General features: G+C 73.4%; 16 protein-coding genes. 9 read left to right on the top strand and 7 right to left on the bottom strand.

Features of this window, described 5'->3' with window-relative positions:
- Positions 1-104 precede the first annotated feature (104 nt).
- Both BJY28_RS04470 and BJY28_RS04465 read left to right on the top strand, forming a co-directional pair.
- On the top strand, positions 105-1544 hold the full coding sequence (locus tag BJY28_RS04470) for a MoxR family ATPase (protein WP_425485696.1): 1440 nt from the start codon (positions 105-107) through the stop codon (positions 1542-1544).
- A 10-nt stretch (positions 1545-1554) separates the two neighbouring features.
- Entirely contained in the window at positions 1555-3606 is a 2052-nt protein-coding gene (locus BJY28_RS04465) for a vWA domain-containing protein (protein ID WP_179461939.1), read from the top strand.
- Positions 3607-3613: 7 nt separating this feature from the next.
- On the opposite strand, the gene BJY28_RS04460 is transcribed toward BJY28_RS04465, so the two are convergent.
- The 3 genes from BJY28_RS04460 to BJY28_RS04450 all read right to left on the bottom strand — a co-directional run bounded on the left by BJY28_RS04460 (position 3614) and on the right by BJY28_RS04450 (position 6452).
- Complete coding sequence (locus BJY28_RS04460) at positions 3614-4423, bottom strand: nucleotidyl transferase AbiEii/AbiGii toxin family protein (RefSeq protein WP_179461938.1); 810 nt, start codon at positions 4421-4423, stop codon at positions 3614-3616.
- Positions 4392-5423, bottom strand: a complete 1032-nt coding sequence (locus tag BJY28_RS04455; RefSeq protein WP_179461937.1) for a type IV toxin-antitoxin system AbiEi family antitoxin — start codon at positions 5421-5423, stop codon at positions 4392-4394. The genes BJY28_RS04460 and BJY28_RS04455 overlap by 32 nt, the downstream gene beginning before the upstream one ends.
- Before the next feature lie 93 nt (positions 5424-5516).
- Positions 5517-6452 carry a M15 family metallopeptidase gene (locus BJY28_RS04450; protein WP_179461936.1) on the bottom strand — a complete coding sequence of 312 codons (936 nt, stop codon included), beginning with the start codon at positions 6450-6452 and terminating at the stop codon, positions 5517-5519.
- A 112-nt stretch (positions 6453-6564) separates the two neighbouring features.
- Here BJY28_RS04450 and BJY28_RS04445 point away from each other — a divergent pair, with 112 nt between their 5' ends.
- Positions 6565-7209 (top strand): M23 family metallopeptidase, encoded by a 645-nt coding sequence (locus tag BJY28_RS04445; protein ID WP_343036957.1) that lies wholly within the window; start codon positions 6565-6567, stop codon positions 7207-7209.
- 307 nt (positions 7210-7516) lie between these two features.
- Here the strand turns inward: BJY28_RS04445 and BJY28_RS16745 are convergent, their stop codons facing one another.
- Positions 7517-8524 carry a GNAT family N-acetyltransferase gene (locus tag BJY28_RS16745; RefSeq protein ID WP_179461934.1) on the bottom strand — a complete coding sequence of 336 codons (1008 nt, stop codon included), beginning with the start codon at positions 8522-8524 and terminating at the stop codon, positions 7517-7519.
- A 108-nt stretch (positions 8525-8632) separates the two neighbouring features.
- Here BJY28_RS16745 and BJY28_RS04435 point away from each other — a divergent pair, with 108 nt between their 5' ends.
- Positions 8633-10435: an AMP-binding protein gene (locus tag BJY28_RS04435; RefSeq protein WP_179461933.1), complete on the top strand. Its 1803-nt coding sequence runs from the start codon at positions 8633-8635 to the stop codon at positions 10433-10435.
- 63 nt (positions 10436-10498) lie between these two features.
- Here the strand turns inward: BJY28_RS04435 and BJY28_RS04430 are convergent, their stop codons facing one another.
- Both BJY28_RS04430 and BJY28_RS04425 read right to left on the bottom strand, forming a co-directional pair.
- Positions 10499-11278 carry a MerR family transcriptional regulator gene (locus BJY28_RS04430; RefSeq protein ID WP_179461932.1) on the bottom strand — a complete coding sequence of 260 codons (780 nt, stop codon included), beginning with the start codon at positions 11276-11278 and terminating at the stop codon, positions 10499-10501.
- 156 nt (positions 11279-11434) lie between these two features.
- Positions 11435-11848: a VOC family protein gene (locus tag BJY28_RS04425; protein WP_179461931.1), complete on the bottom strand. Its 414-nt coding sequence runs from the start codon at positions 11846-11848 to the stop codon at positions 11435-11437.
- A 115-nt stretch (positions 11849-11963) separates the two neighbouring features.
- Here BJY28_RS04425 and BJY28_RS04420 point away from each other — a divergent pair, with 115 nt between their 5' ends.
- The 4 genes from BJY28_RS04420 to BJY28_RS04405 all read left to right on the top strand — a co-directional run bounded on the left by BJY28_RS04420 (position 11964) and on the right by BJY28_RS04405 (position 14312).
- Complete coding sequence (locus tag BJY28_RS04420; protein WP_179461930.1) at positions 11964-12920, top strand: L-lactate dehydrogenase; 957 nt, start codon at positions 11964-11966, stop codon at positions 12918-12920.
- Positions 12921-12960: 40 nt separating this feature from the next.
- Entirely contained in the window at positions 12961-13536 is a 576-nt protein-coding gene (locus BJY28_RS04415) for a GNAT family N-acetyltransferase (protein WP_179461929.1), read from the top strand.
- 164 nt (positions 13537-13700) lie between these two features.
- Complete coding sequence (locus tag BJY28_RS04410) at positions 13701-13910, top strand: hypothetical protein (RefSeq protein WP_179461928.1); 210 nt, start codon at positions 13701-13703, stop codon at positions 13908-13910.
- Between the two features lie 81 nt (positions 13911-13991).
- Positions 13992-14312, top strand: coding sequence for a putative quinol monooxygenase (locus BJY28_RS04405; protein ID WP_179461927.1), 321 nt, complete (start codon positions 13992-13994; stop codon positions 14310-14312).
- 86 nt (positions 14313-14398) lie between these two features.
- On the opposite strand, the gene BJY28_RS04400 is transcribed toward BJY28_RS04405, so the two are convergent.
- Complete coding sequence (locus tag BJY28_RS04400) at positions 14399-14824, bottom strand: PH domain-containing protein (RefSeq protein ID WP_179461926.1); 426 nt, start codon at positions 14822-14824, stop codon at positions 14399-14401.
- Between the two features lie 110 nt (positions 14825-14934).
- Here BJY28_RS04400 and BJY28_RS04395 point away from each other — a divergent pair, with 110 nt between their 5' ends.
- Complete coding sequence (locus BJY28_RS04395) at positions 14935-16596, top strand: ATP-binding cassette domain-containing protein (RefSeq protein ID WP_179461925.1); 1662 nt, start codon at positions 14935-14937, stop codon at positions 16594-16596.
- Positions 16597-16619: the final 23 nt, after the last annotated feature.

Raw genomic sequence — 16619 nt, 5'->3', positions numbered from 1 at the left:
GCCGACCCTGCCTGGGGCCACCGGTCGACCCCCACGGGTACGGGGCGAAGGGGGTACCGACGGGGCCCCGCAGCCGCCCAGGTGCGCGGGGTAGCGTGCGAGAGGTGACCGACACCGTGGACACCAGCCACCCGCACCCCACCGCGAGCGTCACCGAGCCCCCGCCGCAGGCCGCCACCCTCGGTGACCTGCGCGCCTCCGGGCACGAGCAGCGCCCGCTGCGCACCGAGCTCCGGGAGAACCTGCTGGCCGCGCTGCGCGCCGGCCGGGACCCCTGGCCCGGGCTGCACGGCCTCTCCAGCACGGTGATCCCGCAGGTGGAGCGGGCCATCCTCGCCGGGCACGACATCGTCCTGCTCGGCGAGCGCGGCCAGGGCAAGACCCGGCTGCTGCGCAGCCTCGTCGGCCTGCTCGACGAGTGGACCCCGGTCATCGAGGGCAGCGAGCTCGGCGAGCACCCCTACGAGCCGATCACCCACGAGTCCCGGCGCCGCGCCGCCGAGCTGGGCGACGAGCTGCCGGTGCTCTGGCGCCACCGCGAGGAGCGCTACGCCGAGAAGCTGGCCACCCCGGACACATCGGTCGGCGACCTCATCGGTGACGTCGACCCGATGCGGGTCGCCGAGGGGCGGCGCCTCGGCGACCCCGAGACCATCCACTTCGGGCTCATCCCGCGCAGCCACCGCGGCATCGTCGCGATCAACGAGCTGCCCGACCTCGCCGAGCGGATCCAGGTGGCGATGCTCAACGTCATGGAGGAGCGGGACATCCAGATCCGCGGCTACGTGCTGCGGCTGCCGCTGGACGTGCTGGTCGTCGCCTCGGCCAACCCGGAGGACTACACTAACCGGGGCCGGATCATCACCCCGCTCAAGGACCGCTTCGGCGCCGAGATCCGCACCCACTACCCGATCGAGCTCGCCGACGAGATGGCCGTGGTCCGGCAGGAGGCCGACCTCGTCGGCCAGGTGCCGGACGTGCTCGTCGAGATCCTGGCGCGTTTCACCCGTGGCCTGCGCGAGTCCGGCTCGGTGGACCAGCGCTCCGGGGTGTCGGCGCGATTCTCCATCGCCGGCGCCGAGACCGTCGCCGCGTCGGCGCTGCACCGCGCCAGCGTGCGCGGCGAGGACGAGCCGGTGGCCCGGCTGGTCGACATCGAGACCGCGGTCGACGTGCTCGGCGGCAAGATCGAGTTCGAGGCCGGCGAGGAGGGCCGCGAGGCGGCGATCCTCACCCACCTGCTGCGCACCGCGACCGTGGAGGCGGTGCGTGAGCACCTGCGCGGCATCGACCTGGCGCCTCTGGTCGCCGCGCTCGAAGGGGGCGCCAGCGTCGCCACCGGCGAGCGGGTCACCGCCGCCGAGGTGCTGGCCGCGCTGCCCGACCTCGACGACGACGGCGCGCTCTACGACGAGGTCGCCGAGCGGCTGCAGGCGAGCACGCCGGGGGAGCGGGCCGGCGCGGTCGAGCTCGCCCTGGAGGGTCTCTACCTGGCCCGCAAGGTGGACAAGGACAGCGACGGCGAGAGCGTCGTCTACGGCTGAGGAGGCCGGCATGGCAGGCAGGGACCCAGCGCGACGCGACGGCTCCCGGCACCGGTCGCGGTACGGCCGGTTCACCGGCGGTCCGGACCCGCTGGCGCCGCCGGTCGACCTCGCCGAGGCGCTGGACGCCATCGGCGAGGACGTCATGGCCGGCTACTCCCCGGAGCGGGCGATGCGCGAGTTCCTGCGCCGCGGCGGTCAGGACCAGCGCGGCCTGGACGACCTGGCCCGGCGGGTCGCCGAGCGGCGCCGCGAGCTGCTGGAGAGCAGCCACCTCGGCGGCACCCTGGAGGAGATCGGCCAGCTGCTGGAGCAGGCGGTGCTCGCCGAGCGCGGGCAGCTCGCCCGGGACGTCGAGATGGACGACACCGATCGCGCCTTCGCCCAGATGCGCCTGGACGGGCTGCCGGACTCGACGGCGGCCGCGGTCAGCGAGCTGGGCGACTACGAGTGGCGCTCGGCGCAGGCGCGTGCGGACTACGAGCAGATCAAGGACCTGCTCGGCCGGGAGATGCTGGAGCAGCGCTTCGCCGGGATGAAGCAGGCCCTGGAGGGGGCCACCGAGCAGGACCGGGAGCAGGTCGGGCAGATGCTCGCCGACCTCAACGACCTGCTGGAGAAGCACGCCGCCGGCACGGACACCGCGCAGGACTTCGCCGACTTCATGGACCGGCACGGCGACTTCTTCCCGGAGGACCCGCAGGACATCGACGAGCTGCTCGACGCGCTCGCGCAGCGCTCGGCCGCCGCCCAGCGGATGCTCGCGTCGATGACCCCGGAGCAGCGCGAGGAGCTCATGCAGCTCTCCGCCCAGGCCTTCGGCAGCCCCCAGCTCATGGAGCAGCTGGCCCGGATGGACGGCAACCTGCAGGCGCTGCGCCCCGACCTGAACTGGTCCGGCTCCGAGCGCTTCGAGGGCGACCAGGGTCTCGGGCTGGGCGACGGCACCGGTGCGCTGCAGGACCTGGCCGACCTGGACGCGCTGGCCGAGCAGCTGGCCCAGGCCCACCAGGGGGCGCGGCTGGACGACGTCGACCTGGACGCGCTGCAGCGCCAGCTCGGCGAGGACGCGGTGGTCGACGCGAAGACCCTGTCGGACCTGGAGCGGGCGCTGCGCGAGAGCGGCTACCTGCGTCGGGGCGCCGACGGCGACCTGCGGCTCTCGCCGAAGGCGATGCGCCGCCTCGGCAAGGCGCTGCTGTCTGAGGCGACCACCCGGCTGAGCAACCGCCGAGGCGAGCACGAGGACCGGCGGGCCGGCGCCGCCGGCGAGCGCACCGGGGGCACCCGGGAGTGGCAGTTCGGCGACACCGAGCCGTGGGACGTCACCGCCACCGTCGGCAACGCGGTGCAGCGCACCGCCGCCGAAGGGGGCGACCCGACCGCGTCGCTGCGCATCGACATCCGGGACGTCGAGGTCACCGAGACCGAGGCGCGCACCCGCTCGGCGGTGGCGCTGCTGGTGGACACCTCCTTCTCCATGGCCATGGACGGGCGGTGGGTGCCGATGAAGCGCACCGCGCTCGCCCTGCACCAGCTGATCTCCACCCGCTTCCGCGGCGACGACCTGCAGCTCATCGCCTTCGGCCGGCACGCGCAGGTCATGGAGATCGACGAGCTCACCGGCCTGGACGCGATGTACGACAAGGGCACCAACCTGCACCACGGGCTGCTGCTGGCCAACCGCTTCTTCCGCAAGCACCCCAGCGCGCAGCCGGTGCTGCTCGTCGTCACCGACGGGGAGCCGACCGCCCACCTCATGCCCGAGGGTGTCCCCTTCTTCGACTACCCGCCGCACCCGCTGACCCTGGCGCACACCGTCACCGAGCTGGACACGGCCCGGCGGCTGGGGGCGCAGACCACCTTCTTCCGGCTCGGTGAGGACGCCGGACTGGCCCGTTTCGTCGAGTCGATGGCGCGGCGGGTCGATGGGCAGGTGGTCGCCCCGGAGCTGGACGACCTCGGGGCCGCGGTGGTCGGCTCCTACCTCGGCTCACGCACCGGCTTCGACACCGGCCACCTCGGGGACTGGTACGGCGGCCGGGGCTTCTGGGTGGGGTAGGTCGCGGTCACCTGATCGGATCGCCGAGGAAACCAGCGCGATAGGCCGAGAGCAGGTCGTAGGCCAGGGCCTGTCCGCCCATGTCACGGCGCAGCCTGATCATGAGGTCGTCGTCGAGCAGCACCGACCGGACGGGTTCCGCGCGAGGCGGCGTGAACATCGCTCTGCTCACCCGGCCGATCCGGTATGCACCCGCCAAGATGATGTCGCTGTCGGTCGCGTCCAAGGCGTGCTGGTCAGCCCAGCTGAGATCCTCGTACGGACCCTCGCTGCCTGCATCGAGGATCGCCCGAAGGTCGATGGCGTCCTTGGTGCTGTCTGCTCGGCGGTCCCGCCAGGCCAGCAGCTTGAGTGTGGCGAGGGCCTCGAGGGGAGCGACCCTCACCTCGAGGCCGGGTTCGACCACGACATGGTCCGCGTGCGCGTCAGCCTCCTGGAGGCCGGTCACGTCGAGCAGGTGATCGTCCTCGAACCTCACCTGACCCGACTGCTCGATCGCGCCGAAAGGGACGACGTCGACCGTGACTCCGAACACCGTGACCCGGTGCGCGGAGCTGGCTGCCGTCGAGAGAGAGCTGAGGAACACCCGGTGATCCTCGAGACTGTTGGTGGCTACCGCGATGTCGACGTCTCTGGTCGCGCGGTGCGGCGGTTGATCGAGCAGTGCATGGATGACCAGGTCCCGGGCGGCGGCCCCGATGACCAGGAGCGTGATCCCGGCCGCCTGTGCCTCACGGTCCAGCCGCTCGAGCACCTCGATCGGCACATCGTGCCGACCCTGACGCTCAGGCGAAGAGAGGTCGAAGCGACGGGTCATGGTGCTGCCACTGCGTAGCGAGTGCGGCCGTGCGCGGATCATGGATCATCACCAGGTCTGCATAGACGACCGGCCCCGGGGCGAGGTTCGCCGTGCGACCCGTCTGTCGGAGCATCTGATCGAGCTCATCGGTCCAGATGGGCTCGCGGATCGTGATCCAGCCGGTGTCGTCCCGGCGCGCACGAAGCGGCTGCAGGATCTCGGCGACGTCGCTGCGCAGGTAGAGATCGAGTGTCGCGGGGGAGATGTCCAGCCCCTCCAAGTCGGCTGCTGCTTCGCCGCTGAAGGTGTGGCCTCCCGGCGGCAACGAGCTCATGGCCTCACCTGGTCGCATCCGGCTCGTCGCGCGGCACACCACCCTGTCTCTTCGTGGTCCGTCGGAGTACGCCGTGACCCACCCCTCGAGCAGTCGACGCCACGCGTCACGATTGCCGGCGTGCGGAGGGTCGGTGATGTCTTGCTCCCCGAGTCTGGCCCGGACCTTCTGCACCGTCCCCAGGGACACGCCCGCGACCTGCTGCAGCTCACGCAGCGGTCGCTCGACAAGCTCGGGGACGCACAGCAACGTCAGGAGGACGGGCATGGCAGCACCCGAGTAGAGAGGGGACCGTCGTCCGTCCCGGCGCTCGCGGGGAGGGCGTCCGGCGATCTCGACGTGAAGCCCCTCTGCGCGGATCGATGCGTTGCCGCTGGCATCGATGTAGTTCACTCCCACCCCACGCAGCAGCTCGGCAACCTGAGGTGTCACCCGTTGGGTGACGATCAGCGCTCCCTCGGGCCAGCTGCGGGCGTGCATCTGGACGGTCGCGGGCCGGAGCTGGGGCTTCACCTCGACCGGGAAGGACGCGGTGGAGCCGTGGAAGCGGATCTCGATAACGGCGTCGTGTCCCGCAGATCCGGTCGGATCCGCGGCATGCCAGATCACCTCGGCCCCCATGTGGCGAAGGGCCGTATCAGCGGCCGCCAGGAGTGGAGATCTCGCCAGATCCATGATGTTCATGTTACGTGAACACTCGCGAAGAATGAACGCACTCGCGTCCTGAGCGGCGAACCAACGGGCAGTCAGCCGTGCACGTGCGGCTCGGTTGTGCGTCTAGTCCACCGAGGAGGCCGCCACCGGGAAGTCGAAGTAGGTGCTCGGGTAGGGCTCGTCGTCGAGGCTGTAGTGCCACCACTCGTTGGCGTAGTTGGAGAAGCCCTGGCTCTCCATGGCGGTGCGCAGGATGTTCCGCTTGCGGCGCTGGTCGGCGGTGATCGCCGGGCTGTCGGTGTGCGAGCGGGTGTCGAAGCAGTCGTATCCGGCGCCCATGTCGATGGAGTTGTCCGGATAGCGCGTCCACTTCGGCCAGTAGCAGCGCTGCAGGCCCTGGCTAGGCCGCCAGGCAGGCTGGTCGGCGGCGGGCAGCTTCACCAGGGTGAGGTCGATGGTGCTGCCGCGGCTGTGCCCGGAGCGGCGGGCGATGTAGCCGTCGCTGAAGAGGCGGGACTTGGCGACCCGGGGGAAGAACTCCTCCTTCATCATCTGGTACCGGGTGCCGGACCAGGAGACGAAGTCGTTCACCGCACGCTGCGGGCGGTAGCAGTCGTAGACCTTGAGGGTGAAGCCCTGCGAGCGCACGTCGGCCTGCACCCGGGCGAGCCGGTCCGCGGCGGCCTCGGTGAGCAGGCAGCGCGGCTCCTCGTAGCCGGCGATCCGGCGGCCGATGAAGTTGTGCCGGGTCCAGTAGCGGATGTCGTGGTGGATGGTCGGCACCGCCTCGTGCAGGTTGACGAAGTCGGCCGGTGCGTCGGTGGTGGCGCTCGGACCCACGGGGGCGGCGGAGGCGGGAACGGACGAGGTGCCGGCAGCGTCCTGCCCGGCGGGCGAGGCGGGGGTGCTGGTGCCTGCGGTGCGGTCGGCGTCGGTGCGGTCGGCGCTGGTGCGGTCGGCGTCGGTGCGGTCGGCGCCGGCGGGCAGGGCGAGCGCCACGGCGAGGGCGGGGACGGTCAGGGCGGCGGCGAGGGTGGCGCGGACGGGGCGGAGCGGCATGGCGGCCTCCAGGCTCGGGGTCTCGACGCTAGACCCCCGAGGGCATCTGTGCGACCGCTGCGGGGCCGCGATCTCCGCCGGGGTTGGGCCGATCCCGCTAGCGTCTGGTGCCGTGGCGCTCCCGGAGACTCCCGTCGTGCTGGCCTACCCCTTCGTCGGCAGGTGGGCGGTGCAGATGAGTCCGGCGGACCGGGTGCCCAGCCACGGGACCTCGCTCATGGGGTCGAGCCACGCGATCGACTTCGTCCCGGTGGACGGCGCGGGTCGCTCCGCGCCACGGACCTGGCGCTCGTGGGTGGCGAGCGAGCCGCCGGAGGACTTCGTCGGGTTCGGGCGGCCGCTGCTCTCGCCAGTCACGGGTCGGGTGGTGGCCGCGCACGACGGCGAGCCGGACCACGAGGCGCGCCGCGCTCCGGTCGCCCTGCTCGGCTACGCCCTGACCCAGCGTCGGCGGCTGGCGCAGGGGGCGGCGGGTCTGGCCGGCAACCACCTCGTCGTCGCGCTGGGCGAGCCGGGTCCGGTGGTGCTGCTCGCTCACCTGCGGCGAGGGTCGCTGCGGGTGTCTGTCGGCGAGCAGGTCGAGGTCGGGCAGGAGGTGGCCGCGTGCGGCAGCTCGGGCAACAGCACCGAGCCGCACGTGCACGTCCAGGTCAGCGACTCGACCCGCTGGGACCAGGCGACGGGGGTGCCGCTGACCTTCCGGCGGGGCGAGCAGGTCGAGCTTCCCCGGTCCGGGACGGTCGTCGACGTGCGCTGACGGCGAAGACGGAGCCGGGTCGCGCGTCGCTCCCGGCGCTGTCCCCCTTCGGTGGAGGTGTCTCGACGCGCTCGGGCGCGTGCGGTCACCTCCACCCGGCTGCCCGCTCTGTCGGTGGAGGTGTCTCGGCGCGTCCTGGCGCAGCCCATCACCTCCACCCGGCGCCAGCGGGCCGCGCAGCTCCGCAGCGGCGCCCCCTTCGCCCTCGCACCGCCACGCCGGTCGAGAACCTCTCCCTTCCGGGACAAGCCTTCTCCGGCGACCGAGCCTTTATCGGGTTACCCGATAAAGGGGAGGCGGGTGAGGTTCAGTCGGCGAGGACCCGGAGGAGAAGGGGGGCGAGGTCGGGGGGCAGCGGGTCGCGGGGGTCGAGCCAGCGCACCTCCTCGATCTCGGCGCTGGGGACGACCTCAGGCTCCGCGGCACCGGCGAGGTGCGGGTGGGTGTAGCAGGTGGCCAGCAGCGGCCGACCGGGCTCGTTGGCCGCGCGGGTGCGGTGCACCCCGGTCAGCTCCAGCCGCTCGGGCGCCAGGTCGAGCCCCAGCTCCTCGGCCACCTCGCGCAGCGCGCACGCCTCCGGCGACTCACCGGGGTCCGGCTTGCCGCCCGGCTGCATGAAGGTGGTGGTGCCCCGCTTGCGCACGGTCAGCACCCGCCCGTCGGCGTCCGGCAGCAGCACCGCGCTGACCACCACGGCGTCGCCGTGGTCGCGCGGCGCGTCGGTGGCCAGCGCCGCGTAGACGAAGGTGTCGCTCCAGGCGCCCTTGCTCCACCAGTCCTGCAGGTGGAGGGCCTCCCGGCGCATCCCGATCCGCTCGGCCAGGGCTGCGGAGGCGGCGTTGCGGGCGTTCATCTGGGCGACCACCCGGTGCAGCCCGTCGTGGTCGAAGGCGTGCCGCAGCACCGCCGCGCACGCCTCGGTGGCGAAGCCGCGACCGGCGACCTCCGGGTGGAAGGCCCAGCCGATCTCCGCGCTGGCGCCCCGTGCGTCGGTGAGCCACAGGTCGACGTCCCCGACGACCCGCCCCTCGTGCTCGACGACCAGCGCGAGCTCGCGCGCCGGGTCCCGGACGCCGGTGGCGGACCGCTTCTGGGCCACCCGCTCCTCGACGTCCGCCCGCGTGGCCGGCGGCACGAGCAGGTAGCGGGCCACCTCGGGGTCCGCGCGGTAGGCGAGCACCGCGTCGATGTCCTCGGCCCGGTGCGGTCGCAGGGTCAGCCGCTCGGTGCGCAGCGGCCACGGCGAGGCCATGGCGGAGCCGTGGGCGGCGTCGGGGCGGCGGTCGTCGGTCTGCTCGGTCTCGGCGTGGGGCACGCTCCCAGCATGCCGCAGATGTGACGATCGGGTGCAGGGCGTGAGAGAATCGTTTCTACGGAAGTAGATCCGTTCGTAGACAAGGGCCTTCGGCCCGAGGAGAGCATCGTGACCCAGATCGTCGCTACCGGGGAGACGCTCGAGATCGCCACCGACGACCTGCTGCACCTGCGGCCGTGGAAGCGGGCGGTCGAGTCGCCGCACCACCACGCCTTCAGCCGGCCGGACGGCGAGGGGTGGCGGGCGATCTCCGACCGCGAGCACCTGACCGGGATGGCCGCGGCCACCCGCGGTCTCATCGCCTCGGGGATCAAGCCCGGCGACCGGGTCGCCCTGATGAGCGACACCCGCTACGAGTGGATGCTGCTGGACGAGGCCATCTGGAACGCCGGCGCCGCCACCGTGCCGGTCTACCCGAGCTCCTCGACGAGCCAGGTCGAGTGGATCGTCAGCAACTCGGTGGCCAAGCTGCTGGTCGTCGAGCATCAGGCGCAGGCCGACGCCCTGGCCGGGATCGACGTCGAGGTGCTCGTCCTCGACGACGGCGCGCTCGCCGAGCTCACCCGACGCGGCGCCGACGTGCCCGACCGGGACCTCTTCGCCCGCCGCGACGGGGTGGACACCGACACCCTGGCCAGCATCGTCTACACCTCCGGCACCACCGGACGGCCGAAGGGGGTCGTGCTCACCCACCGCCACCTCGCCGCCGAGGTCGCCGGGATCCTCGAGCACCCGATCGGCCAGCAGGCCAAGCCCCCCGGCCGCCGGGTGCTGATGTTTCTGCCGATGGCGCACGTCCTGGCCCGAGCGGTCACCTACGCCGCGTCGCAGGCCGGTGCCACGGTCGGCTTCTGGGCCGACACGAGCACCCTCGTCGACCGGCTCGGCAGCTTCGCCCCGCACATCGTGCTCGGCGTGCCGCGCGTCTTCGAGAAGCTGCACGACGGGGTCCGGGCCTCGGCCGCCGAGAGCGGCGCCCCCGGCCGCGCTCTCTTCGCCCGCGGGGAGAAGGCGGCGATCGCCTGGAGCCGCGCCCAGGGCGGCGACGGGCTCGGCGACGCGCGCCGGCCCGGCCCGGTGCTGCGGGCCGAGCACGCGCTGCTCGACCGGCTGCTCTTCGCCAAGGTCCGCGAGGCGCTCGGCGGCGAGTGCCTCTTCGCGATCAGCGGCGGCGGGGCGCTCCCGGCCGAGCTCAACCACTTCTTCCGCGGGGTCGGCGTGCCCGTCTACGAGGGCTACGGCCTCACCGAGACGTGCGCGGCGATCACCGTCAACGGCCCCGGTTGCCACCGGATCGGCACCGTCGGGGTGACCCTGGCCGGCAACCGGGTGCGGGTCGCCGACGACGGCGAGATCCAGCTGCGCGGAGCCATCGTCATGGACTCCTACTGGCGCGACCAGGTGGCCACCGAGGCCGCCTTCGACGACGGCTGGTACCGCACCGGCGACCTCGGCCGGCTGGACGACGACGGCTACCTGAGCATCGTCGGACGGGCGAAGGAGGTGCTGGTCACCGCCGGTGGCAAGAACGTCGCGCCCGGTCCGTTGGAGGACGTGCTGCGCAGCCACCCGCTGGTCGCCAACGCGATGGTCGTCGGCGAGGGGCGGCGCTTCGTCGGAGCGCTGATCACCCTGGACGAGGCGGCCACGCTCGACTGGGCGCGTCAGCAGGGCCGGGGCGAGGTGCCGCTGGCCGAGCTCGTCGACGACGAGGCGCTGCGCGCCGAGATCCAGCGGGCCGTGGACCAGGCGAACGAGACCGTCTCCCGGGCCGAGGGGATCAAGGTCGTCACCCTGCTCGCCGACGACTTCACCGAGGCCGGCGAGGAGCTGACCGCCACCCTCAAGCTGCGCCGTCACGTCATCGAGCGCACCCGCGCCGCGGCGATCGAGGCGATCTACGCCGGCTGACCCGGCCACCGACAGGTCGAGCCCGGGACGCGTCATGCGTCCCGGGCTCGTTCTGCGAGCGGCTCAGTCGGTGCTCGGGTGCGCCCCGTGCTGCGCGGCGTTGGCGACGATCGCGTCGTGCAGCCACTGCGCCGTCCCCGGGGCGAGCGCGTCGTAGTGCTCCCGGAAGCGCTCGTCGTCGAGGTACAGCTGCGCCAGGCACAGCTGGAAGGCGTGGTCGCAGTCGTAGTAGCGCTCGATGCTCGCCCGGTGCCGCTCGGCCAGCACCGCGCCCGGCTCGCCGGCCGGGTCGGTGCCCGCGCGCACGGTCGCGCCGAGGTCGGCCTCGAAGGCCTCGGTCTCCGCCTTCACCGTCGCCCACTGCGCCGGGGTCCACGAGGCGGTGCGCTGCTGCGACTGGCGCCACTGCTCGGTGTCGCCCCAGCGCCGCTCCGCCTCGTCCTGGTACTCCTCCTGGTAGCCGTCGCCGAAGAGGTCCTTGAGGTCCTCGGTGGTGGCCGGTCGCTGGGTCATCTCTGCCTCCAGTGCGTGCTCGATGGCGTCCACGAGAGCGGTCATCTCCGCCGCCCTCGCCCTGACCACCTCGCGCTGCCGGCGCAGGTGGGCCAGCCGCTCCGGGCCGTCGGCCCGCAGCATGGCGCCCACCTCCTCCAGCGAGAAGCCCAGCCGCCGGTAGACGACGATCGTGCTCAGCCGCTCCAGGTCCGCCCCGGTGTAGAGCCGGTAGCCGGCGCCGCTGCGCTCCGACGGGCTGAGCAGGCCGACCTCGTCGTAGTGGTGCAGCGTGCGCACCGTCACGCCGAAGGTCTCGGCGACCTGCCCCACGGTCAGCGGATGCTCCATGACATCAGTGTGCGCACGGCCCGCTGATCGCGCTCGCTCGGTGGTCATGGCGACCACGCTGGTGCCTCACGCCAGGTGAGGGTCAAGCCCGAAGGAGGGGGCGGGTTCAGCGGTGCTCCGGATCGGTGGTGCTCAGGGGCCGGACGGCGCTCCGGATCAGCGGCGGACCGCGGTGGCGTGCCGGGGCTGGTAGATCAGCACCGGATCGGTGCCGGGCACGTCCACCTCCACCCCGGTGCCGAAGCCGAGCTCGGCCGGCTCGTCGACCTCGACCCCCTTCGCAACCAGCTCGGCGACGGCCGCGGCGACGTCGGCGACCATGAGGCTCACCTGGTGGTGCCGGGGCGCGGTGAAGGCGACCCCGTCGTGCTCGCCCTGGGTGGGGTGGACCCCCAGCTCGCTGGGTCCGGTGTCGAAGATCAGCCAGCCGGTCGGGTCGCCGTCGGCGACCTGCGGGTCGGCCGAGGAGGACAGGTCGGTGACCCAGGGCAGCCCGAGGACGTCCTTGAAGAACGCCCGGGTGGCTGGGGCGTCGTCGGAGTAGATGAGCGTGTGCACGGAGGTGATCACACGCTCGAACCTAGCGGGCCGAGGGCGCCGACGGCAGGATGGAGGGCGGGCACGCGGGTGCCGGCCGGGACACCGCACCCGCCACGTCGCCCTCCCCGAACGCAGGAGGTCCGCCATGTCCGTCACCCCCGCACGCACCCCCACCGTCGCCGTCGTCGGCGCCGGGTCGGTCGGTGCCACCACCGCCTACGCCGCCCTGGTGCGCGGCTCGGCCCGCCGGGTCGCCCTCTACGACATCGACCGGGCGAAGGTGGAGGCCGAGGTCGCCGACCTCTCCCACGGCCTCTCCTTCGTGCCTCGCGGCGAGATCGTCGGCGGCGACGACATCGAGGTCTGCCGCGGCGCGTCGGTGGTCGTCGTCACCGCCGGCGGCAAGCAGCGGCCCGGGCAGAGCCGGATGGAGCTCGCCGAGAGCACGGTCGGTCTCGTCCGCACGCTGCTGCCCCAGCTCCTCGAGGTCGCCCCGGACGCGGTCTACCTCATGGTGACCAACCCGGTGGACGTCGTCACCCAGGCGGCGCTGACCGTCTCCGGGCTGCCGCCGGCGCGGGTCATCGGCTCCGGGACCGTGCTCGACTCGGCCCGGCTGCGCCACGAGATCGCCGCCCGGGTGGGCGTGGCCGAGCAGAGCGTGCACGCGAGCATCGTCGGCGAGCACGGCGACTCGGAGTTCCCGCTGTGGAGCGCGGCCAGCATCGGTGGGGTGCCCCTGCTGGAGTGGGAGCGGGCGACCGGACGCCTCGGCCCGACCGAGCGGGAGGAGATCGCCGAGCAGGTGGTCACCGCGGCCTACCGGATCATCTCCGGCAAGGGCGCCACCAACTACGCCGTCGGCCTGGCGGCGACCCGGATCATCGAGGCCGTGCTGCGGGACGAGCACCGGGTGCTGCCGGTCTCGACCTGGCTGGCGGACTACCACGGCATCAGCGACGTCTGCCTGTCCGTGCCCACCCTGGTCGGGGCCGACGGTGCCGGGCAGCGGCTCGGGCTGCCCTTCACCGACGACGAGCGGGCCCGGCTGCGCGCCAGCGCCGACTCGATCCGGGCGACCGCCCGCCGGGTCGGGCTGTGAACCCCGCGCGCTGTCGGCCCCGCGTGGTTGTCTGGACCTCATGGGCTTCACCACCCACCCGCTGACGCCGGCCCGGATGGACGACCTGGCCGACGTCATCAACCCCAACCGACGGGCGAACCACTGCTGGTGCCTGAGCCACCGGCTCGCCCAGCGCGAGATCGAGGCCCTCGGCGACACCCGCGAGGAGGCGATGCGTGCCCTCGCCGCACGACGTCGGCGCCCCGGGGTCATCACGTACGAGGACGGCGTACCGGTCGGCTGGTGCCACCTCTCGCCGCGGGCAGACATCCCCCGGCTGGTGCGCTCGGAGCTGATCCGCCCGGTGGACGAGGTGGCCGTGTGGAGCATCATCTGCCTCGTGGTCCGCGGAGGGCACCGCCGGAAGGGGGTCACCGGTCACCTCATCGAGGGTGCCGTGGCCTACGCCCGCCGGCGCGGGGCGCCGGCGGTGGAGGCCTACCCGGTGGACCCGGGCGAGCGTCGGATGGACACGACGATGGCCTTCGTCGGCACCCGGGCGATGTTCGAGCGGGCCGGCTTCGCGGTGGTCGGCGAGACCGGCGCGGTGGCCAGCCGGATGCCGCGGCTGGTCATGCGACGCGACCTCGGATGATCGGTGCGCGGGCGGTCGGCGCCGCTCCCGCCTTCCGGCCCCACTCCCGGACCTCCGCCGGGTGTCTCTCCGTCGCCCGGGGAGGCCAGATCTCGTCCCCCGGTGGGAGGTGCTGCGACGCCCCGACCGGCAGGCTGGAGGGCAAGAAGCAGTTCATCGAGGACATGAGGACCGCAGACGGCAGCGTCATCGGCGTGGGCGTCGCCATCGGGGTCGCGCTCTCCGTGGCGCTCGGCAGCTTCGCCTGGATCGGCCTGGGCATCGGGATCACCATCGCGATGTCGGCCGGGCGCCAGGCCGCGGCGCGCCGGGACGGTGCGGCTGCGGGAGGCGACCGCCCGAGCGGCGACGGTGGGGGCGCCGGACCGCACTGAGGGGCCGCGCGCACCGACGCGCTCATGCCTGGGCGGGCCGGCGGGGGTGACCGGACGGCCGTGGGGTGCCAGGGTGGGGTCATGATCCTCATCGTCGTGAAGTTCCCCATCAAGCCCGAGCACGCCGACGACTGGCCGCAGATCAGCCGGGAGTTCACCGAGGCCACCCGCGCCGAGCCCGGCAACAAGTGGTTCGAGTGGTCCCGCAGCGTCGAGGACCCCAACACCTACGTCGTCGTCGAGGCTTTCGACGACGACGGTGCCGAGGCGCACGTGACCTCCGACCACTTCGCCCGGATGCAGCAGGAGTTCCCGCAGTACCTCACCGCCACCCCGCAGATCGTCTCCCGCCAGGTGGACGGCGACGGCTGGGAGCGGATGGGCGAGCTCCAGGTCGACTGACCGCCTCCTGTGGAGGTGATGCGGCGCGCCAGGGCGCGTGCGGATACCTCCACCGGGTGCTGACCTGTCCGTCGACGACGAAGGGGTCAGCCCGCCCGGGGAGGTGCGCCGCCGGCGACGAGGTGGTCGATGAGGGCGACCACCTCCTTCGCCCACGGCTCCACCCGGGTCTTCACCGTGAAGCCGGGCCCGGCGCGGGCGTGCACCTCCACCCGCAGGGTGATCCCCCGAGCGCGCCAGGTGGCCCCGACGACGTCGCGCGAGGCCACCTCGTGCTCGACCTGCCACCCGCGGAAGGCGCGGCGACGCGCGGCGAGGATGCGCTGGTCGGTCACCAGCAGCACCGGCCGGGTGTCGTTCTTCGTCACGCGGTAGAGCAGGGCGTGGACCACCTCGCCGTCGCCGAGCACGTCGTCGACGAGCTGCCACAGCCCGAGCGCGACCGCTCGTTGGGTGCAGCGCTTGTCGGCGGCGATCAGGCTCCACAACGTGTCGCTGGATCCCTCGGGCACCGCCGCAGCCTAGCCGCGGGTGGGTGCCCCCGCCCGGGGCGCAGCGGAAGCACCCCGCGCCCGTCGGAAACCCGCTGGGCGGCCGCGCCGGCGGGTGCGATGATGCGGCCGTGAGCACGACGATCCAGGCCCGAGGCGTGGCCGTGGGCCGGGGCGCGCGCACCCTCGTGGACGAGCTCGACCTCGTCGTCGGTCCCGGCGAGGTGGTCGGGCTGGTCGGGCCGAACGGCTCGGGCAAGTCGACCCTGCTGCACGTCCTCGCCGGTGCGCTGGAGCCGCTCGAGGGCGAGGTGGCGACCAGCCCGCCGGAGGCCCGGATCGGCCTGCTCGCCCAGACCGCGGACGGGCCGCCGGGGGAGACCGTCGGCGAGGCGCTGGCCCGGGCTACCGGCGTCGGACCCGCGCAGGTCGCGATGGATGCCGCGGCCGAGGCGATGGCCGCGGACCCGGAGGATGCCGGACAGGCGGACCGGTACGCGCAGGCGCTGGAGGACTGGCTCGCCCTCGGCGGCCCCGATCTCGACGAGCGCGCCGCCGAGGTGCTCTCCCGGATCGGGCTGGCCGCCGACCTCGATCGCGAGGTCGCCTCGCTGTCCGGGGGCCAGGCCGCCCGGGCCCGGCTCGCCGGCCTGCTGCTCTCCCGCTACGACGTCTACCTCCTCGACGAGCCGACCAACGACCTGGACACCGACGGGCTGGAGCTCGTCGAGTCCTTCGTCCGGGAGCGGGCCGAGCCGGTGGTGCTGGTCAGCCACGACCGGGCCTTCCTGTCCGCGACCGTGACGACCGTCGTCGAGATCGACCGCAGCCTGCAGCGGGTGGCGACCTACGGCGGTGGCTACGACGCCTACCTCGAGGAGCGCGAGGTCGCCCGGCGGCACGCCCGTGAGGCGTACGAGGAGTACGCCGGCACCCGGGACGCGCTCACCGACCGGGCCCGCACCCAGCGGGCCTGGGCGGACAAGGGGGTGCGGGCCGCCCGCCGCAGCGCCGGCGGGGCGCGCAACGTCGAGAAGGACAAGTTCATCCGGCACCACGCGGTCGCCACCTCCGAGAAGCAGGCGGCCAAGGCCCGTCAGACCGACCGGATGATCGAACGGCTCGAGGTCGTCGACGAGCCGCGCAAGGAGTGGCAGCTGCGGCTGAGCATCGCCGCCGCACCGCGCTCCGGGGAGGTCGTCGCCACCCTCGCCGGTGCCGTCGTCCACCGTGGCGGCTTCACCCTCGGGCCGGTCGACCTGCAGCTCGACCTCGGCGACCGGGTCGGCATCACCGGGCCCAACGGCGCCGGCAAGTCCACCCTGCTGGCCGCCCTGCTCGGCGAGGCGCCGGTCGATGCCGGCCGCTCCGCGCTCGGCTCCCGGGTGCTGGTCGGCCAGATCGACCAGGCGCGCGCCCGGCTCGAGCGTGACGGCACGCTCGCGGAGGTCTTCGCCGACGAGCTCCCGCAGTGGCCGGACGCCGACGTGCGCACCCTGCTGGCGAAGTTCGGGCTCGTCGGCGACCACGTCGCCCGCACCACCCCTTCGCTCTCGCCCGGCGAACGCACCCGGGCGGCGCTTGCCCTGCTGCAGGCGCGCGGGGTCAACCTGCTCGTGCTCGACGAGCCGACCAACCACCTCGACCTCCCGGCGATCGAGCAGCTCGAGCAGGCCCTCGACGCCTACGACGGCACGCTGCTGCTGGTCACCCACGACCGGCGGATGCTGCAGCGGGTACGGCTGACCCGGCGCTGGCACGTCGACGCCGGCGCGGTGCGCGAGCTCGACTGACCAGCCCATCGCCCCCGGCCGCG

Origin of the sequence: Janibacter alkaliphilus, assembly GCF_013408565.1 — a bacterium.
Lineage (GTDB): Bacteria > Actinomycetota > Actinomycetes > Actinomycetales > Dermatophilaceae > Janibacter > Janibacter alkaliphilus.
This window is presented reverse-complemented; position numbering and strand designations above follow the sequence as displayed.

Coding starts and splice junctions, on each gene's coding strand:
- BJY28_RS04465 (WP_179461939.1), top strand. CDS start 1,555: ATGGCAGGCAGGGACCCAGCGCGACGCGACGGCTCCCGGCACCGGTCG.
- BJY28_RS04460 (WP_179461938.1), bottom strand. CDS start 4,423: ATGACCCGTCGCTTCGACCTCTCTTCGCCTGAGCGTCAGGGTCGGCAC.
- BJY28_RS04455 (WP_179461937.1), bottom strand. CDS start 5,423: ATGAACATCATGGATCTGGCGAGATCTCCACTCCTGGCGGCCGCTGAT.
- BJY28_RS04450 (WP_179461936.1), bottom strand. CDS start 6,452: ATGCCGCTCCGCCCCGTCCGCGCCACCCTCGCCGCCGCCCTGACCGTC.
- BJY28_RS04430 (WP_179461932.1), bottom strand. CDS start 11,278: ATGGAGCATCCGCTGACCGTGGGGCAGGTCGCCGAGACCTTCGGCGTG.
- BJY28_RS04420 (WP_179461930.1), top strand. CDS start 11,964: ATGTCCGTCACCCCCGCACGCACCCCCACCGTCGCCGTCGTCGGCGCC.
- BJY28_RS04415 (WP_179461929.1), top strand. CDS start 12,961: ATGGGCTTCACCACCCACCCGCTGACGCCGGCCCGGATGGACGACCTG.
- BJY28_RS04410 (WP_179461928.1), top strand. CDS start 13,701: ATGAGGACCGCAGACGGCAGCGTCATCGGCGTGGGCGTCGCCATCGGG.
- BJY28_RS04405 (WP_179461927.1), top strand. CDS start 13,992: ATGATCCTCATCGTCGTGAAGTTCCCCATCAAGCCCGAGCACGCCGAC.